20 protein-coding genes are annotated in these 26,355 nt (G+C 68.8%); 9 read left to right on the forward strand and 11 right to left on the reverse strand.

Annotated features, from left to right (window positions below; translation table 11 throughout):
* Positions 1–105 precede the first annotated feature (105 nt).
* Together ACWDXS_RS16240 and gnd are read right to left on the reverse strand one after the other, a co-directional pair.
* On the reverse strand, positions 106–807 hold the full coding sequence (locus ACWDXS_RS16240; RefSeq protein ID WP_387446137.1) for a hypothetical protein: 702 nt from the start codon (positions 805–807) through the stop codon (positions 106–108).
* Positions 808–1,125: 318 nt separating this feature from the next.
* Positions 1,126–2,157 (reverse strand): phosphogluconate dehydrogenase (NAD(+)-dependent, decarboxylating), encoded by a 1,032-nt coding sequence (gene gnd, locus ACWDXS_RS16245; protein ID WP_378653866.1) that lies wholly within the window; start codon positions 2,155–2,157, stop codon positions 1,126–1,128.
* Positions 2,158–2,586: 429 nt separating this feature from the next.
* Here gnd and ACWDXS_RS16250 point away from each other — a divergent pair, with 429 nt between their 5' ends.
* A complete protein-coding gene (locus tag ACWDXS_RS16250) occupies positions 2,587–4,320 on the forward strand; it encodes a VanW family protein (RefSeq protein ID WP_449966388.1) in 1,734 nt (577 codons plus the stop codon).
* 60 nt (positions 4,321–4,380) lie between these two features.
* On the opposite strand, the gene ACWDXS_RS16255 is transcribed toward ACWDXS_RS16250, so the two are convergent.
* From ACWDXS_RS16255 to ACWDXS_RS16265, 3 genes are all read right to left on the reverse strand, one after another.
* Complete coding sequence (locus ACWDXS_RS16255) at positions 4,381–5,553, reverse strand: DUF5685 family protein (RefSeq protein WP_449966391.1); 1,173 nt, start codon at positions 5,551–5,553, stop codon at positions 4,381–4,383.
* Positions 5,554–5,613: 60 nt separating this feature from the next.
* Positions 5,614–6,213, reverse strand: coding sequence for a TetR/AcrR family transcriptional regulator (locus tag ACWDXS_RS16260; RefSeq protein WP_378989192.1), 600 nt, complete (start codon positions 6,211–6,213; stop codon positions 5,614–5,616).
* An 86-nt stretch (positions 6,214–6,299) separates the two neighbouring features.
* Entirely contained in the window at positions 6,300–7,478 is a 1,179-nt protein-coding gene (locus tag ACWDXS_RS16265; protein WP_379311883.1) for a glycoside hydrolase family 3 N-terminal domain-containing protein, read from the reverse strand.
* A 114-nt stretch (positions 7,479–7,592) separates the two neighbouring features.
* Between ACWDXS_RS16265 and ACWDXS_RS16270 the strand changes: the two genes are divergently transcribed.
* From ACWDXS_RS16270 to ACWDXS_RS16285, 4 genes are all read left to right on the forward strand, one after another.
* Positions 7,593–8,060, forward strand: a complete 468-nt coding sequence (locus tag ACWDXS_RS16270) for a universal stress protein (RefSeq protein ID WP_387446135.1) — start codon at positions 7,593–7,595, stop codon at positions 8,058–8,060.
* Positions 8,061–8,159: 99 nt separating this feature from the next.
* Positions 8,160–9,314 (forward strand): isochorismate synthase, encoded by a 1,155-nt coding sequence (locus ACWDXS_RS16275; protein ID WP_449966396.1) that lies wholly within the window; start codon positions 8,160–8,162, stop codon positions 9,312–9,314.
* Positions 9,315–9,381: 67 nt separating this feature from the next.
* A complete protein-coding gene (locus ACWDXS_RS16280; protein WP_022566695.1) occupies positions 9,382–9,552 on the forward strand; it encodes a DUF2613 domain-containing protein in 171 nt (56 codons plus the stop codon).
* Positions 9,533–13,840, forward strand: a complete 4,308-nt coding sequence (locus ACWDXS_RS16285) for an alpha-(1->3)-arabinofuranosyltransferase (protein ID WP_449966999.1) — start codon at positions 9,533–9,535, stop codon at positions 13,838–13,840. The genes ACWDXS_RS16280 and ACWDXS_RS16285 overlap by 20 nt, the downstream gene beginning before the upstream one ends.
* A 7-nt stretch (positions 13,841–13,847) precedes the next feature.
* Here ACWDXS_RS16285 and ACWDXS_RS16290 read toward each other — a convergent pair whose 3' ends face one another.
* Positions 13,848–15,041, reverse strand: a complete 1,194-nt coding sequence (locus tag ACWDXS_RS16290; RefSeq protein WP_449966403.1) for an acyltransferase family protein — start codon at positions 15,039–15,041, stop codon at positions 13,848–13,850.
* 146 nt (positions 15,042–15,187) lie between these two features.
* On the opposite strand from ACWDXS_RS16290, the gene ACWDXS_RS16295 reads away from it, so the two are divergent.
* Positions 15,188–16,378 carry a DUF3068 domain-containing protein gene (locus ACWDXS_RS16295; RefSeq protein WP_378989198.1) on the forward strand — a complete coding sequence of 397 codons (1,191 nt, stop codon included), beginning with the start codon at positions 15,188–15,190 and terminating at the stop codon, positions 16,376–16,378.
* Between the two features lie 84 nt (positions 16,379–16,462).
* On the opposite strand, the gene ACWDXS_RS16300 is transcribed toward ACWDXS_RS16295, so the two are convergent.
* Positions 16,463–17,659, reverse strand: a complete 1,197-nt coding sequence (locus ACWDXS_RS16300) for a polysaccharide biosynthesis protein (protein WP_449966407.1) — start codon at positions 17,657–17,659, stop codon at positions 16,463–16,465.
* A gap of 209 nt (positions 17,660–17,868) precedes the next feature.
* Between ACWDXS_RS16300 and ACWDXS_RS16305 the strand changes: the two genes are divergently transcribed.
* Positions 17,869–19,713 (forward strand): hypothetical protein, encoded by a 1,845-nt coding sequence (locus ACWDXS_RS16305; protein ID WP_449966410.1) that lies wholly within the window; start codon positions 17,869–17,871, stop codon positions 19,711–19,713.
* Here the strand turns inward: ACWDXS_RS16305 and ACWDXS_RS16310 are convergent.
* Positions 19,710–20,876 carry a glycosyltransferase family 4 protein gene (locus ACWDXS_RS16310; RefSeq protein ID WP_378989201.1) on the reverse strand — a complete coding sequence of 389 codons (1,167 nt, stop codon included), beginning with the start codon at positions 20,874–20,876 and terminating at the stop codon, positions 19,710–19,712. The two genes, ACWDXS_RS16305 and ACWDXS_RS16310, sit on opposite strands and share 4 nt — an antisense overlap.
* A 206-nt stretch (positions 20,877–21,082) precedes the next feature.
* Here ACWDXS_RS16310 and ACWDXS_RS16315 point away from each other — a divergent pair, with 206 nt between their 5' ends.
* Positions 21,083–21,883 (forward strand): methyltransferase domain-containing protein, encoded by an 801-nt coding sequence (locus ACWDXS_RS16315; RefSeq protein ID WP_449966413.1) that lies wholly within the window; start codon positions 21,083–21,085, stop codon positions 21,881–21,883.
* Here the strand turns inward: ACWDXS_RS16315 and ACWDXS_RS16320 are convergent, their stop codons facing one another.
* Positions 21,884–22,180, reverse strand: coding sequence for a hypothetical protein (locus ACWDXS_RS16320; RefSeq protein ID WP_056823697.1), 297 nt, complete (start codon positions 22,178–22,180; stop codon positions 21,884–21,886). It abuts the gene before it with no gap.
* Positions 22,181–22,391: 211 nt separating this feature from the next.
* Between ACWDXS_RS16320 and ACWDXS_RS16325 the strand changes: the two genes are divergently transcribed.
* Positions 22,392–23,840 carry an aldehyde dehydrogenase gene (locus tag ACWDXS_RS16325; protein ID WP_449966417.1) on the forward strand — a complete coding sequence of 483 codons (1,449 nt, stop codon included), beginning with the start codon at positions 22,392–22,394 and terminating at the stop codon, positions 23,838–23,840.
* A gap of 59 nt (positions 23,841–23,899) precedes the next feature.
* Here ACWDXS_RS16325 and ACWDXS_RS16330 read toward each other — a convergent pair whose 3' ends face one another.
* Together ACWDXS_RS16330 and ACWDXS_RS16335 are read right to left on the reverse strand one after the other, a co-directional pair.
* A complete protein-coding gene (locus ACWDXS_RS16330; RefSeq protein WP_378989204.1) occupies positions 23,900–24,079 on the reverse strand; it encodes a hypothetical protein in 180 nt (59 codons plus the stop codon).
* A 234-nt stretch (positions 24,080–24,313) separates the two neighbouring features.
* Positions 24,314–26,143: a phosphoenolpyruvate carboxykinase (GTP) gene (locus ACWDXS_RS16335; protein WP_378989205.1), complete on the reverse strand. Its 1,830-nt coding sequence runs from the start codon at positions 26,141–26,143 to the stop codon at positions 24,314–24,316.
* Between the last annotated feature and the right edge of the window lie 212 nt (positions 26,144–26,355).

Consider the following 26,355-nt stretch of genomic DNA (forward strand, 5'->3'; position numbering starts at 1 on the left):
CAGGGGAACACGAGTCCTCACAGAGTTCGAAAAGAGTGCGCCACACAGAGAATGGTTCGCCGGGACGGCAGCGCGAGACCGTCCCGGCGACCAGGTGCCAGACGATCAGCTACCGATCAGATCGCCCAGCACGTCGGAGATGATGTCGCTCAGCGAGCCGGTGGAGCTCAGCTGGCCATCATCGGAACCCAGCCCGTTGTCACCGAGGCTGCCGATCACCGTCTCGCCGGCGTTGGCGCCGCGCGCGGTGAAACAGGCGGTGAGGCCGGGCATCTCATTGCCGACGCCCACGGTGCCCGCGACCCCGACGCCACCACTGGTGACCATCTGACCCGTCTTGACGCTGCTCGGCACCGGGTAGGTGATGGTCAGGGTGACCGGGTTGCCCGAGTTGACGAACCAGCCGGTGCTCGTGACCTTCCAGCCGCCCGCGTTGGGCTCGGCGGTGACGTCCTCGGTGACCTGGCCGCCGATCGCGTGATAGGCGGTGATGGTGGCCTTGGTCGGTGCGCCGAAGCCGACCGGCGGGAAGTCGGTGATGGTGTTGACGTACGGGTTACCGATCCCGGTGGTTCCCACGATCACCTTGTAGGTGACCGAGGTGCCGACGCCGATCTGCTCGGCGCTCGCGATCTTGTCGTAGACGTGGGTGACGCCGACGGTGCTCGCGTCTTTCTTCTGCGCGTGACTGCTCACCGCACAGGTGGCGTCGGCGGCGGCGACGCCGGATCCAAGGCCGACACCGACACCGGCGACGACCAGGGCGGTGGTGGCGACGCCCGCGGCGATACGCGAAGTCCGGAACATGCTTTTCCTCCAAAGCCCCGGGCGAGACGACCGGGGCGAATTCCTCATCAGGTGGGCTTTCCCCCCTCTGACCACAAGGTATAGGTCCGACTGGACGCTTGTCCTGGAAAAGAAGAACGTGTTCTTATTTTGTGGAACATCGTTGTTTTACTCTCCGGCGCGGGTAGCATCCGAGGATTTCGATCCACTCGAATCGACCCGGAAACGCGACAACCGGCCTCCGTCTGGCGACGAAAGGCCGGTTACGGGCGTCTAGGGGGCTACTTCTGCGGCAGCTCGTTGTGGCCGCCGAACGCCTTTCGGGATATACGCGTCTGGCTACTTCTGCGGCAGCTCATTATGGCCGCCGAACGCCTTTCGCATGGCCGAGAGCATCTTGTCGGCGTAGAGGGCCTGGCCGCGGGAGGAGAAGCGCTGGTAGAGGGCGGCGGAGAGGACCGGGACGGGGACCGCGGTGTCGATGGCGGCGTCGATGGTCCAGCGACCTTCGCCGGAGTCGGAGACGCGGCCGCTGTAGGAGTCCAGGTCGGGGTCGCTGACCAGGGCCGACGCGGTGAGATCGAGGAGCCAGGAGGCCACCACCGAGCCGCGACGCCACACCTCGGTGATGGCCGGGATGTCCAGGTCGTACATGTAGTACTCGGGGTGTTCCATCGGCGTCTCCTCCGCGGAGTGCTCACCGTGCAGGTACTCCGAGCCCGCGTTGGCGTGCTTCAGGATGTTGAGACCCTCGGCGTAGGCGCCCATCGCGCCGTATTCGATGCCGTTGTGCACCATCTTCACGAAGTGACCCGCGCCGTGCGGACCGCACAGCAGGTAGCCCTTCTCGGCCTGCGACGGCTCACCGGTGCGGCCAGGGGTGCGCGGCGCCGACTCGTAGCCGGGGGCGATGGTCGCCAGCAGCGGCTCCAGGTAGTCGACCTGGGCCGCGTTTCCGCCGATCATCAGGCAATAGCCGCGCTGTAGGCCGAACACGCCGCCCGAGGTGCCGATGTCCAGGTAGTGAATACCCTTGGGCTCCAATGCCTTCGCGCGCTTGATGTCCTCGTGGTAGCGGCTGTTGCCGCCGTCGATGATGATGTCGCCCGGCTCGAGCAGCTCGGCGACGTCCTCGATCACCTTGCCGGTGGCACCGGCGGGAATCATCACCCACACCACGCGGGGCACCTCGAGCATGCCGATGAACTCGGCCAGGTCGGTCGTGCCGCGGAACTTGCCGCCGAGCTCGGACTCCATCTCGGCGATCGGCCCTGGGTGACGCTCGTAGCCGACGGCGGTATGCCCGTCGCGCACGATCCGGCGCACGATGTTGGCACCCATCCGGCCGAGGCCGATCATTCCCAGCTGCATCAGTTCTCCTCGTTCGTCCGGTCCGTGGTGTCGAGTCTCACCCCGATTGTCTCGCGCCGCCGGGTCGTCGGTCCTGGCGGCGTCGGCCCGCGCGCCGAAATTCTTCCGAATGGGCTGTAACGCCCCGCTCCGAGCCCCGATAAACAGATCGGCTCCGTGTAGTTGCCAGACCCCCGACCCGGCAACTACGCGGAGCCTTTCTGCTGCCCCCACCCGGTTGCCGAGCTGCCGAGCGCGCCGAAGCGCGTTACCCTCGGGCCGGACCCCGCAAACATTCGGGGCCAACCTAACGGAAGGACCTCCGTGCCCAGCGAGTCGACCGCCGGACAACCGGCCGACCGAAGGGGCGAGGTCGGATTACGCAAGCTGCTCGAATCAAATCGCACTTTCGATCCGGACACCACCGCCCTTACGCAGCCCTTGAACACCGTGACCCGCGATCGCTGGTCACCCACCCCCGGCCCGGCGGGCCCACCCCCGCCTGCCCCGCCGGGCAACCAGCAGCTGGTCAAGCGGATCGGGATCGCGGTCGGCGCCGTGCTGGCCGTCGGGACCGCCGCCTACCTGGCCGACCTCGCGTTGAGCACGGGTGAGGTGGCGCGCGGCGTCGTCGTCGCCGGTATCGACATCGGCGGGATGGACCAGGCCGAAGCCGACGCGCTGCTGCACACCGAACTCGGGCCCAAGGCCGAGCGACCCCTACCCGTGCGGATCGGCGATGTGCAGGCCAGCATGGTGCCCGCCACAGCCGGTCTGTCGGTGGACTACGACCGCACCTGGGACGCCGTCGGCAGCCAGCCGCTGAACCCGGTGAGCCGACTGATCTCACTCTTCGGCACCCGCGAGGTTCCGGTGTCGAGCACCGTCGACACCGCGGCCCTCGACGCACAGCTCGAGAGCTTCCGCGTCCACGACAATCCGACTGTCGAAGGTACGGTGCGGTTCGAGAACGGCAGGCCGGTCGCGGTCGCGCCGGTGCCGGGCCGGGTGCTCGACACCGAGGCCGCGCGCACCACGATCACCGACCGCTGGGCGGCGACCAGCCAACTGGATCTGCCCGTGGTGGCCGCGCCGGTCGCCGTGCGCGCCGACGCCGTGCAGGCGGCGGTGCGCGACATCGCCACACCGGCCGTCGCGTCACCGATCACTGTGTCCGGCAAGGATGTTCAGGCCACGCTGACCGGCGGCCAGATCGCCGACGTGCTCGGTTTCGTGCCGGACGGCAACGGCGGACTGGCACCCCAGTTCGACAACGACGCCGTCATCGCCTTGCTCGCACCACAATTGGCGAAGTCCGAGGTGGAACCCAAGGATGCCACCTTCACCGTCGGCGCGGGCAAACCGACCGTGGTGCCCGCCGTGGTCGGCGAGAAGGTGGACTGGCCCAAGACGCTGGAGAAGCTGCCCGCCCTGCTCACGCAGCCGGGCCCGCGCACCAGTCCGGTGGTGTATCAGCGCATCGAGCCCAAGCTCACCACCGAGGCGGCGAACGCGCTCGGGGTCAACGAGACGATCGGCCAGTTCACCACCGGCGGCTTCAGCGGCCCCTCCGGGGTGAATATCCGCACGGTCGCCGCCAAGGTCGACGGTGCGGTGGTCAAGCCGGGAGATACGTTCTCGCTCAACGAGTTCACCGGCCCGCGCACCGCGGCGGAGGGCTATGTGGAGTCCGGCATCATCGACAAGGGCAGGCCGAGCACCGCGGTCGGCGGCGGCATCAGCCAGTTCGCCACCACGCTCTACAACGCGGCCTACTTCGCCGGGATGGAAGACGGCGGACACACCGAGCACAGCTACTACATCTCGCGCTACCCGGCCGCGCGCGAGGCGACGGTGTTCGACGGTGCGATCGACCTGGCGTTCCGCAATACCGGCACGACCGGTGTCTACATTCAGGCGGTCGCCACCGGCTCCGAGATCACCGTGCGGCTGTGGGGCACCAAAACCGTGAACGTGGAATCGATTACGGGTGAGAAGTCGAAGCCGACCGAACCCAACGAGGTCGTGCTGCCCAAGGGCAAGGACTGCATCGCCTCCGAGGGCGCGCCCGGCTTCACCATCTCCGACACCAGGGTGATCACCGACGCCAAGTCCGGCGCGCAGGTGTCGAGGCACACGCGGACCGTGAAGTACGACCCCATCCCGATCGTCAAGTGCGAGTAGGGGTTCGATAGCAGAAGGCTCGCGCGGTAGGCGGATTCGCCACCGCGCGAGCCTTTTTCGTCAGCAGCCGCAATCGCAGCTGCAGTCGCCGCAGCAGCAGTCCTCGCCGCAGCAGTTGCCGCAGCACTCACCGCAGTCGCAGCAACTGCCGCAGTCGCATTTCTTGGCCCAGGCGTCCTTCTGTTCGCCGGTGCACGGGCTGGTGTGGTCGACGCAGCAGGCCATGCCGGTGCAGTAGACGCCGAGCACGAGTCCACTCGCCTTGAACGGCCCCGGTCTGCCCGGGCGCCGTCCGGGCGGGGACGGGAATTCGTACGGCGAATGCTGTTGCGCCGTAACTGAAGTACGGCAGGCATGGCCGACCACGATGCCGAGACCTCGACCGAGGCTGCGCAACAGGCTCGCCAGCGGATCGAGCAGCGCCCAGCGCACCGTCGGCAGCTGGTCGAGTTCGGCCTCGGACGCGGCCTGCCGGATGCGGGATTCACTCTCGCGCAACAGATCGTAGGCGCGGGGCATATCCGTGCCGGTGGCCTCCAGCGGATTGAAACGGCCACGGGCGCGGTCGCACTCGAGGTCTTCGATGGCGTCGGCCAGATGCGCGATGCGGCCGACGTGGCGACCGATTTCCTGAAGGGCCGCAACGTTTTCCGGACGCCCGGCCAGGGTGGCGGTGTGCCCGAAAAGGGTCGCGGCACAGAGTTGAGTCGGCCCGGTGAGTTCCTCGAGCGTGATCACCTCGACCGCCGCGCGGGACTCCATCGAGGACTGGGTGGCGATCGCGGTCAGCATGGGCCCCACATCGAGCCCGATCAGATCAGCCTGCTGCTGAGCTCGTGCGGCCCAGGCGTTCGACACCCGCCGCATCGGTCGGCGGGTGAGGACGGAGGTGTCCCCGTCCTCGACGTGATCGCCGATCTTGGCCGCGCCCAGCAGCAGTGACGCCGTGGCGGCCAACCGCACACCGGGCGCGTTCGCGGCGACCACCGACACGCGCTTCATCCCGCGCAGCGGACACGGACCGGCGCTCGTGCGCGCACTCGCGCCCGACTGCGCCTCGGTGAGCACACTGAGCACGATCGCGTCGGTGTTGGTCGCGGCGCGGGCCAACTGACCGTGCCCGTCTCGCAGACCCAGACACAGCCCGCACATGTGTGCCTGCCACTGCCCCGGATCGATGCCATATTTCGCCGCGCCGTGCGCACACGGCTTCAACACACCGAACACTGCCACCCCGTCTGTCGTGAAACGTCAACCGTGCACGATCGCAGCCGACGGGGCCAGGCGCAACCGCTAGTCGATCTTCTTCCGGCCGGCCAGACCGCGCCAGGCCAGATCGTCGAGCAGGTCGACCGCCTCGGCCACTTCGATCCGCCCGCTCGCGACCCGGTCGGCGATGGCCTCACCCGCACCGATCACCGCCGCCGCGACGACCTCGAAATTGGTGCCGGGGTCGGCGTTCTTGGCGCTGGATTCCAGCAGTTTCGCGGTGAGCTCGATGACGCGCTCACGGGCATTGTCGATTTCGGCGGCAAAAGTTTGCTGACCGATAGCCTGACGGTAGAGAACCTGCCAGGACTGCCGATTGCGGTCGACGAAATCGAGGAAACCCTCCAGCGCGGTGCGGACCTGTTCGTGCGGGGTCAACTGCGGGTTACCCGCGGGCGCGACGGCCTCGATGAAACGCAGACCCTCGCGCTGGATGCAGGCGCGGAACAGCTCGTCCTTGGAGCCGTAGTACAGGTAGAGCATGGGTTTGGAGATCTTCGCCTCGGCGGCGATCGCATCCATCGACGTGTCGTGGAAGCCCTTGCGTGCGAATACCTCGACGGCGGCATCGAGCATCTGTTGCTCGCGAACTGCCCGGGGAAGTCGCTTGGTCCCGCCTGCCATCCACTCTCCTACCGCAGGGTGAACCACCTATCTTACTCCAAGGTAAGTTCACCCGCGCTCATTTGCCGCACAGTCGCCGGGTGCGATCAGCAGCCCAGCGCTACGCCCTTGTAGCGCGCCATCCGCAGTACGGAAGTGTCGACCCGGTCGGCGGGCAGTTTGCCACTCGCGACCGACTGTTCCAAACGGTCGAGTACCTGCGGCACCGCATCGCTACTGATCCACAGCGCATTGTCGGCGCCCGCGACGAGCGTGGCCTCGACCGCGTCGGCGATGGACATCCGGGCGGTGATGGCGGCCATGCCGCTGAGATCGTCGGTGAAGATCGGGCCGTCGTAGGGGGCGGCGCCGTAGCCCTTGCCCTCGCGCAGCAGCGTCATCGCGGCCGGGCTGATGCTGGCGGGCACGTCGGGCTCGGTCAGGCCGGGCACGTCGAGGTGGCCGACCATCACCGCCGCGCCGGAGTTCACCAGCTCACGGAACGGCACCAGGTCGGTGTTCTGCATCTGGTCCAGCGGCGGGGTGGTGACGGCGCCGGTGTGCGAGTCACCGGAACCGGAGCCGTGGCCGGGGAAGTGCTTGATCACCGAACCGAGGCCCACCTCGTTGGCCGCGCGGATGTAGGCGCCCGCGAATTCGGTGACGACCTTCGGGTCGTCGCTGTAGGAGCGGTCGCCGATCACACTGTCGTCGGGCTGGCTGCTCACATCGACATCGGGAGCGAAATCGACGGTGATGCCCAGATCCTTCAGCGCCTTCGACCTGGTCAGCGTGAACTGGTAGTACTGCTCAGGGGTCTGGGTCTGCGCGATCTCACGGGCCGACGGCGCGGCGCCGATCACGTTCTTCGCGCGCGAGACCCGCCCGCCCTCTTCGTCGATGGTCACCATCAACGGGACCTTGGCCTGCGCTTTCACCGCGTCGAGCGCCGACTTGTCCAGCAGGCTCGGATCAGTCCAGCTGCCGACGAAGATGCCGCCCACCTGCTCCGAACTCACCACGTTCGACGCGTCCGCCGAACCGGTGATGCCGACGGTCAGCAGCTGGGCCAGCTTCTCCCGCTGGGAGAGCTTGGCGAGATAGTCTGCGCCGCAATTGCTTTGGGTCGGAGTCGCCGACCCTGGCGAACTCGGCTCTCCGGCGGCAGAGGGGGCGGCCACTCCGCTGCTACCCGCCGCGGGCGTCGTCTCGTTCGACGAACCTCCCGAACAGGCGGTGGCAACGGCGGCGAGGACTGCGAACACGACCACAGGCGATTTCCGCATGCGCTCCACGGTAGCCCGCTCCCGGCGCGAACCCCACCACGGTGGTTCGGATTGATACACACATCCGCGGGTAACCTGAGGGAAAAGCCGCTCCGACCAGCGCAGGAGGTCGTCATGGCATGCGATCGGATGCTCATCGCCTACGACGGTTCCGAACACGCCAAACGAGCCATCGAGTACGCGGGACGATTCCTGACCGCCGAACGCGCGATTCTGCTCACCGCATGGGAACCGATGGTGCGCCAGGCCGCGCGCATCTCCGGGCTCGCCGGGGTGATGCAGCCGGACTGGGTGCCCGACGAGGAGGTGGAGGACATCGCCTACTCCGACGCCCGCAAGATCAACGCCGAGGGCGTGCACCTGGCCGAACTGGCCGGAATCGACGCCGAACCGCGCACCGCCGAGTGCACCACCACGATCTGGAACACCATTGTGGACTGCGCCGATGAGCTCGACGTCGACATCATCGTGGCAGGTACGCGCGGTGCCACGGGGTTACGCGCGCTGTTGCACAGCAGCGTCGCCGAGGCCGTTCTCAAGCACGGGCACCGGCCCGTCTTCCTGGTGCCACCGCAGCAGTAGCGGCTCGCCACTCCGGATCTTCGTGGCGCCGCCGCGCGGTGAGAGTTCCGTCGCTCTCCCGGATCGGCGCCACATCGGCGGCGTTATGGTCGAAGCACCATGAACGAATTCCTGCTCGCTCGACCCGACGCGGTGTTGCGGACGTCAGGGGTGCGCCAGGCGTACTCCGACCCTCGGCAGGCAGTGGCGGCGCTGCGTGCGTGGCAGAAACGGCCCGACCACGTCACCGATTCGGCCGAGAAACAGCACGACTCGTCCGGCGCGGCACCGACATTGATCGTCGGAGCGCTCCCCTTCGATCCACGCGAACCCGCGGCACTCTGGCAACCGGAGACGGTGCTACACACGGCGGGACCGTGGCGACCCGCGGCGCTGCCGGAATTGCCCGGCGTCCGCGTGGTGGCCGAAATACCCAGTGCGGCAGAACATGTCGCGCGTGTGACGAAGCTGGTCGAGCAACTGGGTGACCCGGCGAACGAGCTGCGCAAGGTAGTGGCCGCACGGTCGATCGTGCTGGAGGCCGACGCGCCGCTGGATCCCGAGGTACTGGCGGCACATCTGCTCACCAGGCATCCGAATGCCGCGGTGTACGCGGTCGACCTGTCCACGGCGGGACGATCCGGCGAGACGCTGATCGGGGCGACACCCGAGGTGCTGGTCGCGCGCCACGGCGACCGCGTCAGCCTGAATCCGCTGGCGGGAACCCTGCCGCGCCGCACCGATCCGGCCGATGACGCGGCCCAGGCGCGCGAACTGCTGTCCAGCACGAAAAATCACGACGAGCACGCCTTCGTGATCGACTGGATCCGGCAGCAACTGACCCCCGTCTGCACGGAACTGCGCATCCCCGACGCGCCCGAGCTCCTGAGCACCGAACAGGTCTGGCACCTGGCCACTCCCATTCACGGCGTGCTGCGTGACCCGTCTACCACCGCCCTCGACCTGGCCCTGCTGCTGCACCCGACCCCCGCCGTCAACGGCACCCCGTTCACCGCGTCCCTGGACGCGATCGCGACCGACGAACCGCGACGCGGCTTCTACGGCGGCGCGGTGGGCTGGTGCGGCGACGACGGCGACGGCGAATGGATCGTGGCGATTCGCGGCGGCGAGCTCTCCGCCGATCGGCGGACGCTGCGGGCGAGTGCGGGCGGCGGGATCGTCGCGGCGTCGGATCCGCGCGCCGAGCTGGCCGAGACGACCGTCAAACTTCGCACCCTGCTGAGCGCCCTGCGTTGCGAGCTGCCCAACGACTGACCGAGCCCGGTAGACCTGCTAGGTTGGCCGGAGACAGGCCCCGTCGTCGAGCGTATTGGAGTGCGCGATGAAGTTTGCTGTTCCGGCTGTTGCCAGCGCGGTCGGCGGCGCCCTGCTGAGCGCGATCGCCGTCTTCGCCATCACGGCGGCGGTGCAGCAGAACACGGCGCCCTCGATCGACCGCAGCGGTGACAAAGACTCGTCGCTGCTCAACGCCCCTGAATACGGCAGCCGCTGAGGCCGACGCCCGCGCGTCGCGCCCCGCATCGGGGCAACCGGACAAGGCGCCACTGGGCTGGCGCTGGCTCGTCGGCTCGGTAGTAGCCGCCTTCGTACTGACCTTCGCGCAGGCGCCCGGCCTCACCGTCGCCGACACCAAATACGACCTCGCGCAGAACCCCCTCGGTTTCCTCGCGCGAGCGTCGCACCTGTGGAGCAGCCAGGCCCCGATGGGCCAGGTCCAGAACCAGGCCTACGGCTACTTCTTCCCGCACGGCGCGTTCTTCTCCGCGGGGCACCTGCTGCACCTGCCCGCGTGGGTCACCCAGCGCGTCTGGTGGGCGCTGCTGCTGCTCGCCGGGTTCTGGGGAATCGTCAAGCTGTGCGAAACGCTCGGCATCGGCTCGCGCGGGTCACGGGTGATCGCGGGCATCGCGTTCGCGTTGTCGCCGCGGGTACTGACCACGCTCGGCTCGATCTCCTCGGAAACCCTGCCGATGATGCTGGCTCCGTGGGTGCTGCTCGCGCCCGCGGCACTGGGCACCGCGATCAAACGGCGGCGCGGCGGCCCGCTCTCACCGGCGGGAAGCGCGCTGGCGCTGGCGCTGATGGGTTCGGTGAACGCTGTCGCGACCGTGGCGGCGTTCCTGCCCGCGGCACTGTGGTGGGCAACCTATCGGCCGAATCGGCAGTGGTGGCGGTTCACCCGAGCGTGGATTCCACTGCTGGTCCTCGCCACGTTCTGGTGGGTCGTACCGCTGCTGCTGCTGGGCAAGGTGAGTCCGCCGTTCCTCGACTTCATCGAGTCGTCCGGGGTGACGACGCAGTGGGCCGCGTTGAGCGAGGTGCTGCGCGGGACCGATAGCTGGACGCCGTTCGTCTCGCCCGAACGAATCGCCGGCGCGGTGCTGGTGACCCAGCCCGCCGCGGTGCTCGCGACCGGCTTGCTCGCCGCGGCGGGGATGGCCGGACTCGCGCGGTCGACGATGCCCTGTCGGGGCAGGTTCGCCTTGATCCTGTGCGTGGGACTCGCGGGGATCTGCGCGGGATATGTCGGCACACTCGGTGGGCCGTTCGCCGAATCGGTGCGGATCTTCCTCGACTCCGGCGGTGCGCCGCTGCGGAATGTGCACAAGCTCGAACCGCTGATCCGGCTGCCGCTGGTGGTGGGGCTGGCGCATCTGCTCGGCCGGGTCGCCCTGCCCGCCTCCGTGCCGATGCCGGTGTGGCGCAGCTCTTTCGCCCATCCCGAACGCGACCGGCTCGTCGCGGTCGCCGCGCTGGTCCTGGCCGCGCTCACCCTCGCGACCTCACTGGCGTGGACCGGGCGGCTGGCCCCGCGCGGCGCCTACGACCGGGTCCCCGCCTACTGGACCGACACCGCCGACTGGCTGGCCGACAACGCCGCCGACACCCGCGCACTGGTGGTACCCGGTGCGCCGTTCGGCAGCCAGATCTGGGGACTCACCCGCGACGAGCCGCTGCAAGCCCTGGCCAGTACCCCCTGGGCCGTGCGCGATTCGGTTCCCCTGAACCCGCCGGGCACGATTCGCGCGATGGACTCGGTGCAGCGGCTCATCGCCGACGGCAGGCCGTCGACCGGCCTCGCCGCCACCCTCGCCGACCAGGGCATCGGAATCCTGGTGTTGCGCAACGACCTCGACCCCGAGACCTCGCGTTCGACGCGTCCGATGCTGGCGCACCGCGCGATCGAGGGCTCGCCGGGCCTCACCAGGGTGACCTCGTTCGGCGCGAACATCGGGCCGCGCGCGGCGGATGCGGGACTGGTGGTCGACAACGATCTCCAGCCCGCCTACCCGGCCGTCGAGATCTACCGGGTCGATGTACCGCCGCCCGGCACGCCCGTCGACGTGCGCAGCGGCACCGGCGCGCCGCCAGGGTTCCCCGGCGCGTACACCGTCCCGCTGGAGTCGACCCCTGTTGTCCAGGGTGGCCCCGAAGTGCTGGAGCGGGTGCGCCGCGACGCGGGGAACCCCACGGCGCCGGTGCTTCTCGACGCCGACGCGCGACGTGCCGGGTTACCTCCGCGGCCCGTGCTGCTGACCGACACCCCGATGGATCGCGAGTCCGACTTCGGCCGGGTCGACAACCACAACTCCGCGGTCCGCGCCGCCGACGACGCCCGGCGCACCCACAACCTGGTCCCCGACTACCCGGTCGAAGGCGCCGAACTCGTGCAGGGCGAATGGTCGGGCGCGAAGGTCACCGCGTCCAGCTCCGCCGCCGATGCCACCCAGATCGGCGGAGCGGCGCCCGGCAGCTCCACCGCGGCCGCCGTGGACGGCGATCCGAGCACCGCGTGGATCAGCAACGGCTCCGAATCCGCTCTCGGGCAATGGATTCGACTCGATCTCGACAAGCCGATCGCCAACGGCTCGCTGCGTTTCACCACCACGGCGGCGGCGCTGGGTGATCCGGTGAAGTGGGTCGAGGTCCGCACCCCGCGCGGAACGGTGTCGGCGCGGATCACCGAACCCGGTGAGCCCGTGTCCGTGGCGCTGCCCGCGGGCAAATCCGACTGGGTGATGATCAGCGCCGCTCGCACCGAAACAGGCACTCGTGGCGGGCAATTCGGGATCAGCGAACTCACGCTCGACGACTACTCCAACCGGGAAGCGCCGGAGCGCGTGGATATCCGGCACCGGGTCGTGCTGCCCGAGGTGGCCGCGGGAACCGTCGTCAGCGGGTGGGATCTCGGACAGGAATTCCCCGGCCGCGGTAACTGTTTCGACGGCCCCGACCGCGTGCACTGCAGCAAGGGGCTCGGGTTGCCCGCCGAGGAGCCGGGCGTCTTCGGGCGCACGCTGTCGGTGCCGGAACCACTCACCGTCGGCACCGACCTCACCGTACGCACCCGGCCGGGGCCCGCGCTGGAGGCGCTGCTCACCGACCCGACCAGGCCGGTGGCACGGGGTCAGGCCGATGTCGCCGACCTGCGCGGCGCCGCCTTCGCCGCTACCGACGGCGATCCGAAGACCACCTGGACGGCACCGGAGTCCACCGTGCGTGAACCGGCGGGCGGCAAACCCACGCTGGTACTGGAACTTCCGGAACCGACACTGGTGACCGGACTCGACATCACCACCGCGCTCGGCGGCTTGCCCGCGACGGCGACCTCCGTCGCGGTGAACCTGGGCAACGGCCCGCAGATCCGCGAACTGCCCGAACGCGACCACGGCGATCCGGCCCGAATCTCGCTGTACCCCACCGAGACCGATCGCATCGAGATCAGCATCCAGAGCTGGAACGAGGTGCTCGACCGCACCGCACTCGGCTTCGTCCTCACCCAGCCCGCGGGCCTGGCCGAGGTCGACGTGCTCGGTCCCGAGTATCCCGCCCACGCTCCAGGCGACCGGCTCATCACCATCGGCTGCGAGGCGGGCCCGGTGATCGCCATCGGCGGACGCGCCGTGCACACCACGATCACCGCCACCGCCGACGAACTCCGTTCGGGTGCACCGGTTTCCGCGCGTGCCTGCCCCGAGGACGCAGCCGACATCGAGTTGCTCCCCGGCCGTCCCGACCTCACCGTGGTCCCCACCGAACTCTTCACCGTCGACCGCCTCCGCCTCCCCCGCACCGACCCTTACCCCGGCGCGCCCAGCGCGCCGACGGACGAGACTTCGGGCAACCCCGGTGAAACCGGCGAACCCTCCAACCCCGGCGAAACCACCTCAGTCGCACCTACTCCCGCCGACCCGACCGAGCAGAAGCCGGGCACTCAACTGCTGGTCCTTCCGCTCAGCACCAACGTCGGCTGGCAGGCGCACACCGCCGACGGACAGGAGCTGTCGCCTGTTGTCGTCGACGGCTGGCAGCAGGCCTGGCTCGTTCCGCCCGGAACGAACGGGGAGATCACCGTCTCGTTCCCGGCGGACCGCTGGTATCGGCTGGCGATCTTCGGCGGGCTGTTGCTGCTGATCCCCCTGGTACTGCTCGCCGTTCCGCGCCGACGTGTGGTGCCCGACGCCGGGCCCGCACCGAGCACCTGGGGTGTCGGCTGGGTCGCGGCGATCGGGCTGACCGGTGTGATCGCGGTGATCTCCGGGCCGTTCGGTGCGGCGTTCACACTGATCACCTTGGGCTGCAACTATTTCCGGCCCGCGCTGACGGAGCGGACCCTGCCCTGGCTCGCGGGCCTCGGGACGCTGGCCTCGGCCGCGGCACTGTCGACCGGGACCTGGCGTTCCGGCACCGAATACATGGGCGGCTCGCTGCTGGCCCAGGCACCGGCCGTCATCGCGGTCGTCGCCGTCGGGGTGGCGGCGCTCCCCCGCCGTCGCTGAGCGAGACTCAGCGCACCGCCGGACGCCGCGCTGATTCCGGCAGGTGTTCGTCGACTCGCGCGGACCCGGTCCGCCGATCCCACCGGGCCGCCCAGCGGCGGGCCGGTTCCTCGATCAGGGCGAAGCTCGCGGCGGCCAACGGGAGCGTGAGCGCGGTGGTCAGGGTGATCACGTAGAGGAAGTCACCGTTGAAGGGCACGATGCCGAAGACCGGGAAGACCACGGTGAGCACCACCAGGTGCCACAGGAAGATGCCGTAGGACCAGCGGCCGAGCATCGCGGCGGTGCGCGATTCCAGCCAGCGGTGCGGGGCGCCGGACAGCCGCAGCACCAGGGGTGCGAGCAGACAGAACCCGAAGATCATGCCCAGTGCCATCTTCATCGCGTACTGCCACGGTTGCGCGCGTTCCAGGCCGGCCGGGCCGCCGAACTCGGTCGCCGAGAGCAGGAACGCGGCGAGCGCCACCGCCCACATCAGCGGCTGACTCGACAGCACTCGCGTCCACCGGACCTCGGGTCGCACGAGGTGGATCAGTTCCGCCAGGAGCATCCCCGCCGCGAACCACGGCAGGTAGGCGGGCAGCCAGTTGTCGGCGTGGATCGCCTCCGGCGTCGGGATCGGCCACAGATTCCAGGTCAGACTCACCGCGACCAGCCCGCACAGCACCGGCACCCGCCACCGCGCCGCGGAGCCGCGCAGTCGCACGACCAGCCAGGCCAGCACCGGCAGCACCAGGTAGAAAGCCATCTCCACCGACAGGCTCCACATCTGGGTGAGCCCATCGGTCAACGTCAACGGCACGAACACCTGCAGCAGGAACAGATTCGACACCCACACCCGCAGGTTCGCCGAATGCGCCGCGCCGGGCAGCAACAGCAGCACGAACACCACGACGACCCAGTACGCGGGCATCACCCTGGCCACCCGGTGCAACAGGTAGCGAGAGGTCCGCGGTGCGCGGCCGTGCCCGTGCGCGGCCGCCGCGTGCGGGCGCCACAGCAGGAAACCCGACAGCGCGAAGAACACCGCGACCGCCATATCGAAGCGTTCCAGGATCGGGCCGAGGACCGGCACCCCGGTCGTTCCGGTCTGGAACGCGACGTGCGTGACCAGCACACCGAGCGCCGCCATCCCGCGCATCCCTTCGAGGGCGGGAATGAAGGCGCGCGGGCGCGAAACGGGGGCGGTGGCGGTCGTCATCGGGGTCCAGTCTGCCGTGTCGGCGATTTCCACGGCACAGCACCGCACCTTCGCGGCCTGGGCTGTTAGTGTCGGGGCTCACGAGTGCCTGTGGTGCAATACCAGACCACCGGGCCATCCGTGTTCGAACGACGAGGAGAGTTTGCATGGCACTGAGTGCCGGTACCAGAAGAACGGTCGCCTGCGTGCTCGTGGGTCTGGGCGCGGCATTACTCGTCGCCGCGCTGATGATCCCCACCTACACGGTGAGCAAAGTCGCCAAGACTCCACTCGATCTCGAGATCACGACGATCGCGGAGAACCAGAAGGGCGAGGAGAGCCTCGTCCTCGACTCCAAGTCGCTGACCTCCGGTGACGGTGCCGCCGTGGTGAACAAGGATGTGCCGCTGATCTCCCAGCGTTTCGTCACCGTCGAGGAGCCCTCCGACGCCGACGAGATGACGCTGCAGGCAGGCCAGACACTGCGGCGCACCGACGTGCAGGGCGATACCGGCCTGCTCACCGCCGCCATCGACCGCGTCACCATCTCGCGCACCACCGGCATGCCGGTGGACACCGACCCCAACGGGTCGATCGCGGTGACCGTGAACAAGGACGGCAGCGTCATGGAGCCGGTGCAGCACACCGGCATCGGCTACCGCTTCCCGATCGGCACCGAGAAGAAGACCTACCCGTACTTCGACATCAACGTGCGAAAGTCCTTCGACGCGAACTTCATCGAAGAGACCGAGATCAACAACATGAAGGTGTACCGCTTCCAGATGGAGGCGCCGGTCACCAGCACCTGGGACGTCGTGCAGTCGCCGACCAACCGGCTCACCCTGCCCGCCAGCAAGTGGGGCGTGGAGGGTGGCGACACCCCGGTCACCATGACGCGCTACTACACCAACGTGCGTGACCTGTGGGTCGAGCCGCAGACCGGCACCGTGATCAAGGGTGGGGAATCGATCCACCTGTTCTACGCGCGGTCCGGGGACAAGCCCGAGGTCACCGCGCTGAAGTCGCACCTGGTGTTCGACGAGGCGACCGTCGAGTCGCAGATCGCCATCGCCAAGGAGAACACCGACAAGCTCTCGCTGTTCGGGCGTGTGGTGCCGATCGTGTTCGGCGTGCTGGGTGTACTGGCGCTGCTGGCGGGGTTGTTCCTCGGACTGCGCGGCGGCGGCACCGCGGCTCATGCGAGTCCGCGGGGATCGCGTCCGACGCCCGCGCCCACCGCCGCGCCGGATGACACCCCGACTACTCGGTGGGACGGCGACGACGCGCCGACCACGCAGTTCCCCCGTGGGGACTACGACGCGCCTACCGAGCAGATCGACATCGACAAGCGTCCCTAGGCGGACACGCTCTACAACAGCCCCGGTCTTCGGCCGGGGCTGTTGTGTTTTTCCGGGACACCTCCGCCGAACCGGCCGGTTCGGTCAGTGCAGGACCGAGTCGGCCGGAGCGGGGTGGGTGCGGGCCGCGCGAAGAACGACGGCGGCGACGATCGTGGTGGTGACCGCCGCTACGGAGACAGCCGTGCCGATCAGGGATTCGATCGTGCGGGCGAAGGCGAGCATCAGGGTCACCTCGACGGCCAGGCCGATCCAGGTGACGGCCGCCAAGGCGGTGCGTTCGACCGCGATGGCCGAGAGCAGAGCGCCCTGGAGGACCGCCAGGATCGCACCGTGCAGGGCGAACAGCCACAGCATGCCCTGGATGGGGGCATAGTCGGCGCCGGCGAACAGGGGGGCCAAGGGAGCGGCCAGCGCGGCACCCAGCACCGCGACGACGCCGATCACCGAGAGCACCGAGAGGGCGTCGCGGATCGCACGGGCGGAATGGGTGGGCTGGGCCATCCGGGGATACAGCACGACGCCGACCGCCTGCGGCAGCCAGAACGCGATCTTGGTGGCGATGGTGCCCAGCGAGTAGCGGCTGGCGTCGACCTCGTCGAGGACGATGCGGACCACGATCAGGTCGACCGAGGACAGCGCCATCAGCGCCGCCTGCACCTGCACGGCACGCAACACGGGAAGGACGCCGACGGTCTTCGTCATCGGTTCCCGGCTGTTTCCGGTATCGCCGCTGTCATCGGTCGGCGGATCCGCCGACTCGGTCGTCGAGCGCGCGATGCGACCGGCCACGATCGCCGCGCCGACGATGCCCGCGGCCCCCGCCCACAGCGCACCGGCAGCACCACCGCCCAGCGCGAGTGCGAGCAGCGCGGGCGCCACCCGGGCCGTACCCGCCATCGCGAGCACGGTGGCCAGCGCGCGGAAGTGATTGCCGCCCTGCAGAATTCCCTGCTCACCCGAGAGAATCACCAACGCGGGTGCCGCGCCGAGGGCGGCGGCAGCGGCCCACACGCCCACGTCGAGCACCACGGCCACCACCGGAATCAGCACCACCGCGACCGCGGCGACCAACGCGGCACACCGCCACATCATCGCCCGCACCGCACGTAGCGACGCCCCGCGCACTACCTCTCTCGCCACCACGTTCTGCATGGCAAGGGCCGGGACCGCGCACAGCAACTGCACCGCGAGCAGACTCGCGAACTCGCTGTATCCCTCGACTCCCAACCAACTCGCCGCCAGCAATTGCAGCAGGTACCCGGCGACGTTGGCGGTCATGGCGCCAGCCGTCACCCAGGTCAGATCGGCAACGACAGGCGGGCGGCGGACTGAGGACACGCCTCATGGTCGCACTTCACTGTGTTCGCCATCACGCCTACCCCGAAAATGTGAGTCCGAGCGGACTCACCTTCGAGCGATTCGGCCCCGAACAGCGCCTATTCGACCCCGGCCACGGCGCAGCCCGACGGGACGTAAGGTGCGTGGACGTGACGAGTAGCGGGCGAGCAAGGGCCTTGGTGGCCGGATACTGCGCTCTGCTCACGATGATCATCGTCGGACCGCTCGCCGGATCGGGCTACCTGCTGCTGCGCGACGCGGTGAGCACCCCACGTTCCTTCCTCACCGATTCGGCACTCGGCGTGGGCGCGGCCGCACCTCGCGCCGTTCCGCAGGACGCCGTGCTCGCCGTGCTCTCGCCGGTGATCGACGGCGGACTTCTCGTGAAGGCGATCCTGATCGTCGCCCTGTGGTCGGCCGGATACGGCGCCGCGGTACTCGCGCGACGGCTCGTCTCCGCCTCTACCGGAGCACAATTGGTCGCCGCGACCCTCGCGCTGTGGAATCCCTATGTGGCGGAACGACTTCTTCAAGGCCACTGGAGCCTGCTCGCCGGTTACGCCGCCCTCCCGTGGACCGCGCTCGCCGCCGCGCGTATCCGAACAGCCACCAGCAGAACGGAATCCGGCGACGATGCGGGGTCGGGCAGCCGATTCGGATTCGTCGCCTCGCTCGGTGGATGGGCGGCGCTGACCGCGAGTTTCGCCGCTGCCGGGTTGACGCCGACCGGCTCGTTGCTGGCCGCGGTGATCGGGCTCGCGCTGGTCGGGCGGCGGGCCTTCCTCCCCGCCGTCGCGCTGTGGATCGTGACCTGCGCGCCGTGGCTGACCGCGACCGCGCTCGGATCAGGAGCCGAGCCGTCGGACCCGGCCGGCGTCTCGGCGTTCGCGGCCCGGGCCGAACCGTGGCTCGGCACGCTCGGCAGCCTCGCCGGGCTGGGCGGGATCTGGAACGGCGAAGCGGTCCCCGCGAGCCGCACGACCCCGCTCGCCCTGCTCGGCACACTCTTGCTGCTCGGCATCGTCGCGTGCGGGGTGCGGGCGGTATGGGCGCTCGGACGTGACGGGCGAGCGCTGCTGGTGATCGCGGCGGTGGCGATCGTGCTGCCTGCCCTCGGCGCGACCAGCTGGGGGCTGGCCGCCGGAGAATGGCTGGTGGTGCACGTTCCCGGGGCCGGGCTGCTGCGGGATACGCAGAAGTACGTGGCGTTGGCGATGCCCGCCTACGCGCTGTGCGCGGCGGCCGCGTGCCGAACCGTCACCGTGGCGGCCCGCCGAGTACTGGCGCACGACCCGGAAGCCTCTGCCGCCAACGAGCAGCCGGAGATTCGTGATGGCCGGACCGGATTTCGCCCCGCCGCAATCCTTTTCATTCTTCTGCTCACCCTCCCGCTGGCCGACCTCGCCTGGGGAGTCGGCGGCGCCGTGCGCCCCGTCCACTACCCCGCGGGCTGGCAACAGGTGGTCGACCACATCGACGCTCCCGGCGACATAGCGGTACTTCCCGCCGGGATGTTCCGCCGATTCCCGTACAGCGGAACAGCTCCCGTCCTCGACCCGGCTCCCCGCATCCTCCCCAACGATGTCCTGCAGACCGGCGAACTCCGAGTTCGCGGCTACGCGGTGACCGGAGAGGGCAACCGCGCCCGCACCGTCGAGCAAGCGCTCCTCGAAGGTGCCCCGGCCACCGAACTAGCGGCCCTCGGCGTCGGCTGGATCCTGATCGAACGCACCACCCCCGGCCCGCTCGGCGCCTCCGAGAAAACTCTCACCACGGCCGAATTGACGTATCAGGACAAAGACCTGGCGCTCTACCGCGTGCCTTCCCCCACCCTGCTCGACATCGCCACCCCGGCCCAGCGCCGAACCTCCGCCGCGGCCCACCTGCTCTGGGCGGCCCTGCTACTCACGGGACTGATTGCCGCGGCCGTGCGCCCGGACCGGACGGGCGCCCGGCGAGCAGATCGAGAGGCAGCGGGTAACCGAGTCGACTAGACCCGGGCCGGGGAGACCAATCCGCTGACGGTGCGGCCGCGCGCGGCGGCGGCGAGGACCTCGAAGACACCGGCGCCGGTCTGTTCCCAGGAGAACTCGTTGGCACGGGCCCTGGCCTTCTCGCCCATCACCAGGCGGGTATCCGGGTCGGCCAGGAGGTCCCCGGCGGCCGCGGCCAGGGCGGGGGCGTCGTCGACCAGCACGCCGGTGACGCCGTCGACGATGGAGTCGGTGAGACCTCGGGAACTGCGGTAGCCGATGGTGGGAACGCCGTGCTGGGCGGCTTCGATGACGGCCAAGCCCCAGCCTTCCTTGCGCGAGGGCATCACGTGGACCCAGGCCGTCGAGAGAATCTCGTGTTTGCGGCGTTCGTCGACGTGGCCGTGGAAGGTGACGGCGTCGGCGATGCCGAGTGCGTCCGCGCAGGCACGCAGGTTGGGGGCCCACCAGCCGTCGCCGATGACGTCGAGGTGCACGTCGGGGAAGCGTTCGCGCAGGTGGGCGACCGCGGTGAGGGCATCTTCGATCTGCTTGTGCGGGACGAGGCGCGACAGGACCGCGATGCGCGGGTGGGTGGCGCGGGTGGCGTCGTCGCCGGGGACGACCGCGGCGGGGACCGGTTCGGCACCGTTGCGGACCACGGCGATGCGCTCACGGTCCACACCGAGCGCGGACAGCTCCTCGGCCGACGGCAGCGACACGGTGAGGTACTGGTTGTCGCGGTGCACGCGCGGGGACAGCGTGGATTCGATCCACCAGCCGATCCGCCCGACCAGGCGACCGGCGACCGGCCACTGCTCACGGTGTCCGTGGTGCACCAGCACCACCGAGGGCACACCCGTCGCGGTGGCGAAGAAGGGAATGCCGTTCTGGGTGTCGATCACGACGTCGGGGCGCAGGCCGCGCAGTGGGCCGATACCGAGCCGACCGGCCACGATGGCGGCGAGCGCGCGGGGGTAGACGGTGAAGCGGCCGCCCGCGCGACTGATGTCGATGCCGTCGATCCGCTCACGCTTGGGGGCGCCCGGGTATCCCGCCGTACGCAAGGTGACCTTGATGCCACGCGCGGCCAGCTGGGCGCCTACCTGCTCCAGATACCGTTCGCTACCGCCACCCTGTGGGTGCCCGGTGTCACGCCAGCAGAGTAGGAGGACTTCACGCACGGTCGGGGCTCGCATTCGGTTCGGTGGCAGACAAACGTCGGCCCCCACACTAGCGGGTGTGCTCCACGCAACACGGTTGTATCGACCGCGCCCGCCCAGATCAGCCCGTCGCACCCGAGCCGACCCCGTGAAGACGAACCCAACCCACCCACCCAACGCCCCCACCACCAGCCGCGACCGAAGGGCCTGCCCATAAACTCCTGCCCGTGCCGATCGCCACCCAGCCGACAACCGAGCAGCCCGTCCATCGACGCGACCGATCGAGGTTCGCGCGCCGGGCCTCTCTGCGCCGCTCGCTGCGCCTGCTCACCAGCTTCCGCTTCGAGCAGTCCGACCCGGCCCGTTTCTACGGCGGCATCGCCACCGACAGCGCGCAGCTGATCGGCGACTTCTACGCCGACATCACCGGCCGCGACCTCACCGGCACCGTCGTCCTCGACGTGGGCGGCGGCCCCGGCTACTTCGCCGACGAGTTCACCGCGGTGGGCGCCCGCTACGTCTCGGTGGAGCCCGACCCGTCGGAGATGCACGCGGCCGGGCTGCGGGTGTCGGGTTCGGTACGCGGGTCGGGGATGGCGCTGCCGTTCCTCGACAACTCCGTCGACGTCTGCTTCTCCTCCAACGTCGCCGAACACGTGCCGCAGCCGTGGCTGATGGCGGACGAGATGGTGCGGGTGACCAAGCCCGGCGGCCTCATCGTGTACTCGTACACGGTGTGGCACGGACCGTTCGGTGGGCACGAGACCGGCCTCTGGCACTACCTCGGTGGCGAGTACGCGGCCCGCCGGTACCGGCGCAAGAACGGACACGAACCGAAGAACAGGTTCGGCCGATCACTGTTCGCGGTGACCGCGGCGGATGGGTTGCACTGGGCAGCAACGACTTCAGCCGACGTGCGGACTATTTTTCCGCGTTATCACCCACACTGGGCCTGGTGGCTCGTCCGAGTTCCGGTCATTCGCGAGTTACTGGTCAGCAACTTGGTGGTGGTGGCTACCAAAGCATGATCACGCCAGCCAGCTCAAGCGCCGCGACCTCCGCATCGGCTCGGGCAACACCCTGACCCACGGCGATTCCTGAATCGCCAGGCCCACGGTCTCCAACGTGGTCAGGCCGACCTGATCGGCCAGCGCGCCGACCATCGCAACCGCCTCAGCGGCCTGGATAGCGGCAGTCGCCTGCTCGATCGTGAGTGTGCGGCCGGGCAGGAATGAGACAACCCATCCGCCACTGCCCACACTTTTCGCTTGATGGTCGGTCTGGTCGCTGGTCATCAACGATCGGCCGATCACTTGCACAGCCATGAGTCGGTCTCCCCAATTCGCTGTTAATGTTCGATGAATCGAGCGAGCTGATCAGTAGCTAAAGCATCCCCTTTTCACCAGCGGAACGCAATAGTGCGTTTCCCCGAAAAGCGAACCGACAGGTTGGAATTCACCATCTTCACAGTCGTTGCGCCGCAGCGAATTAGAACAGGTTGCAGACAATTCGCCCGCAAAACTGTAACGTGTTCTCATGCACTACGACAGTCTGTTCATCGGCGGGAAGTGGACCACCCCGGCCGGTAGTGACCGCATTTCGGTGGTCTCCCCTGCAACGGAGGAGACCGTGGGCAGCGTGCCGGCGGTAACGAACGCCGATGTCGACGCCGCGGTCGCCGCGGCGCGCGACGCGTTCGACAGCGGGCCGTGGCCATCAACGCCTCCACTGGAACGAGCGGAGGTACTCAGCAAGGTCGCGCGGCTGATCGAGCAGCGTTCGCCCGAATTGCTCGCCGCGCTCACCGCGGAGATGGGCGCGCCGACGTTAGCGGCCTTGACACTCAACCAGATTCCCGCCGTCGCGGCACTCGACGCCCTCGTCGAGCTCGCGAAGACGTTCGCCTGGAACGAGACTCGAGTCGGCCTGTTCGGAACCTCGCGTGTCTCACGGGAACCCCGCGGTGTCGTCGCCGCGATCACCGCCTGGAATGTCCCGTTGTTCCTCGCCGCGAACAAGCTCGGACCCGCGTTGCTGGCCGGCTGCACCGTGGTGCTCAAGCCGTCGCCACTGACTCCGCTGACCGCGAACATCCTCGCCGACCTCTTCACCGAGGCGGGCCTGCCCGACGGCGTGCTCTCGGTGCTGCCCGCCGACGCCGAGGCCAGTGAATACCTCGCGGGCCACCCCGGCGTCGACAAGGTGACCTTCACCGGCAGCACCCCGGTGGGCAGGAAGCTGGCCGCGCTGGCCGGTGCGCAGCTCAAGACCGTGTCGCTGGAGCTCGGCGGCAAGTCGGCCGCCATCGTGCTGCCCGACGTCGACCTCGCCGCGAGCATTCCCGTGCTCGCGTTCTCCGGGCTGATGAACAGCGGGCAGGGCTGCGTGGCGCAGACCCGAATCCTCGCGCCGCGCAGTCGCTATGACGAGATCGTCGAGGCGTTGGTCGCGCACGTCAAGACCATGCAGACCGGTGATCCGTCCGATCCCGCCACCCAGCTCGGCCCGCTGATCAGCGAAAAGCAGCGTGACCGCGTGGAGGGCTACATCGCCAAGGGCAAGGCCGAGGGCGCGCGGCTGGTACTCGGCGGCGGCAGGCCCGCGGGCGTGGACCGCGGCTGGTTCGTCGAGCCGACGATCTTCGCCGACGTCGACAACGCGAGCACCATCGCCCAGGAGGAGATCTTCGGCCCGGTGCTCTCGGTGATCCCGTACGAGACCGAGGACGAGGCCATCGCCATCGCCAACGACTCCGACTACGGTCTGGCCGGATCGGTCTGGACCACCGATATCGAGCACGGCGTCGAGGTCGCGGCCCGGATCCGCACCGGTACCTTCGCGATCAACTGGTACGCCTTCGACCCGACCGCACCGTTCGGTGGCTACAAGAACTCGGGCATCGGCCGCGAGAACGGCCCCGAGGGCCTCGACGCGTTCTGTGAGCAGAAGTCGGTCCTCATGCCCATGGGCTGGACCGCCGAGTAGTCCGGCATACGCACTCACACCACAGCGTGCGTATCACTCCGCTGGACCGACGCCACGGCTTAGTTCTCCGGCATATGGACCCGCAGGACCGGCTGCGCGGCCACCTCACCCCGGGCGGGTAGGTCGACGACCTCGACCCGCCAGCCCGGGGGCAGGGCCCGTTCCAGTCGGCCCGCCACGCGCTGCATGGGCGTGCTCGAATAGGTGTCGGACTCGAATCCGGTCACCAGATCTGTCATGCGTCAAACCACCTCTCAGCGTCGATCTCGTCGTTGACCGCATGGCGGTGCAGGAGTCTCGCAGGGGTATCAGCTCGAGAGGAAATATAGGCGAAGGTAACGCTGCCGCCACACGCGACTCTCTGACACCGACAGATGTACCCAGAACGAGACTGTGGAAATCGTCCGACGACCTGAGACGAACAGAACCGCCCGTACCGAAACGGTACGGGCGGTTCAGTGTTTGCGGGGCGACTAGCCCAGGCGCTCCTTGAGTGCCTCGAACTCGTCACGCACGCCCGAAGGCAGCTTGTCGCCGACGAACTCGAACCATTCCTCGATCGACGGGATCTCCTTGCGCCACTCGTCGGCGTTCACCGCGAGTGCCTCGTCGACATCGGCGGCGACCACGTCGAGGCCGTCCAGGTCGAGATCGGCAGCCGAAGGCACATTGCCGACCGCGGTGGCCGTGGCGCCCGAGCGGCCCTCGATGCGGCCGACGATCCACTCCAGCACGCGGGAGTTCTCACCGAATCCGGGCCACAGGAAGCGGCCGTCGTCGCCACGACGGAACCAGTTCACGTAGAAGATCTTCGGCAGCTTGTTCGCGTCGGCGTTCTTGCCGAGGTCGATCCAGTGGTTGAGGTAGTCGCCCACGTGGTAGCCGAGGAACGGCAGCATCGCCATCGGGTCGCGACGGACGGTGCCGACCTTGCCCTCGGCGGCGGCGGTCTGCTCCGAGCCCATGGTGGCGCCCATGAACACGCCGTGCTCCCAGCCGAACGACTCGGTCACCAGCGGAACGGTGGTCTTGCGGCGACCGCCGAACAGGATGGCCGAGATCGGCACGCCCTGCGGGTCGTCCCATTCGGGGGCGAGGGTCGGGCACTGCGACATCGGGGTGCAGTAGCGCGAGTTCGGGTGCGCGGCGTGGCCCTCCGACTCGGGGGTCCAGTCGTTGCCCTTCCAGTCGATCAGGTGCTGCGGGTCGCCTTCGAGCCCCTCCCACCACACATCGTTGTCGTCGGTCTGGGCGACGTTGGTGTACACGGTGTTGCCCGCGTCGATGGTGGCCATCGCGTTGGGGTTGGAGCTGTGGTTGGTGCCCGGCGCGACGCCGAAGAAACCGAACTCCGGGTTCACGGCGTAGAGCTGACCGTCCTTGCCGAAACGCATCCAGGCGATGTCGTCGCCCAGGGTCTCCGCGCGCCAGCCGGGGATGGTCGGCTGGATCATCGCGAGGTTGGTCTTGCCACAGGCGCTCGGGAACGCGGCGGCGACGTAGTAGTTCTTGTTCTCGGGCGAGATCAGCTTGAGGATCAGCATGTGCTCGGCCAGCCAGCCCTCGTCGTGGGCCATCGCCGAGGCGATGCGCAGCGAGTAGCACTTCTTGCCGAGCAGCGCGTTGCCGCCGTAGCCCGAACCGAAGGACCAGATCTCACGGTCCTCGGGGAAGTGGGTGATGTACTTGGTGTCGCTGCACGGCCACGGCACATCGGCCTGGCCCTCGGCCAGCGGCGCACCCACGGAGTGCAGCGCCTTCACGAACGGCTTGTCGGCGCCCAGCTTGTCGAGCGCGGCCTGGCCCATCCGGGTCATCACGCGCATCGAGACGACCACGTACTCGGAGTCGGTGATCTCCACGCCCAGCTTGGGGTCCTCGGCGCCGAGCGGGCCCATGCAGAACGGCACCACGTACATGGTGCGGCCCTTCATCGAGCCGCGGTACAGCTCGGTCATGGTGGCGCGCATCTCGGCGGGGTCGACCCAGTTGTTGGTCGGACCGGCGTCGGCCTCGGTGGCGGAACAGATGTAGGTGCGCGATTCGACGCGGGCCACATCGGAGGGATCGGACAGCGCGAGGAAGGAGTTGGGCTTCTTCTTCTCGTCGAGCTGCTGGAAGGTGCCTGCCTCGACCAGCTGAGTGGTCAGGCGATCCCATTCCGCGTCGGAGCCGTCGGCCCAGACCACGCGATCGGGCTGAGTGAGCTCTGCGACTTCCTGTACCCAGGCGAGCAGTTCACTGTGCTCGGTCGGCGCCGTGCCGTCGGATCCACGAAGACCAGGAATGGTCGCTGAGGTCATGAAAACTCTCCTGAGATGGGCGGTTGTTCGATCCATCGATCGCCACCATGGGCGGGTAAGGCGTCCGCAGTGACCAACCGTCGCACAACCCCGATAGACGGCTAGGAAGGCCGTACACGGACGGTGGCCGCGCATCGACTGGCAAGAGCGGACGCCCAGGTTCCTGCCTCAAGGTTAACGCGATATGACGACCGATATGGCATCGGGCTCCC

The organism is Nocardia sp. NPDC003183 (assembly GCF_053590715.1).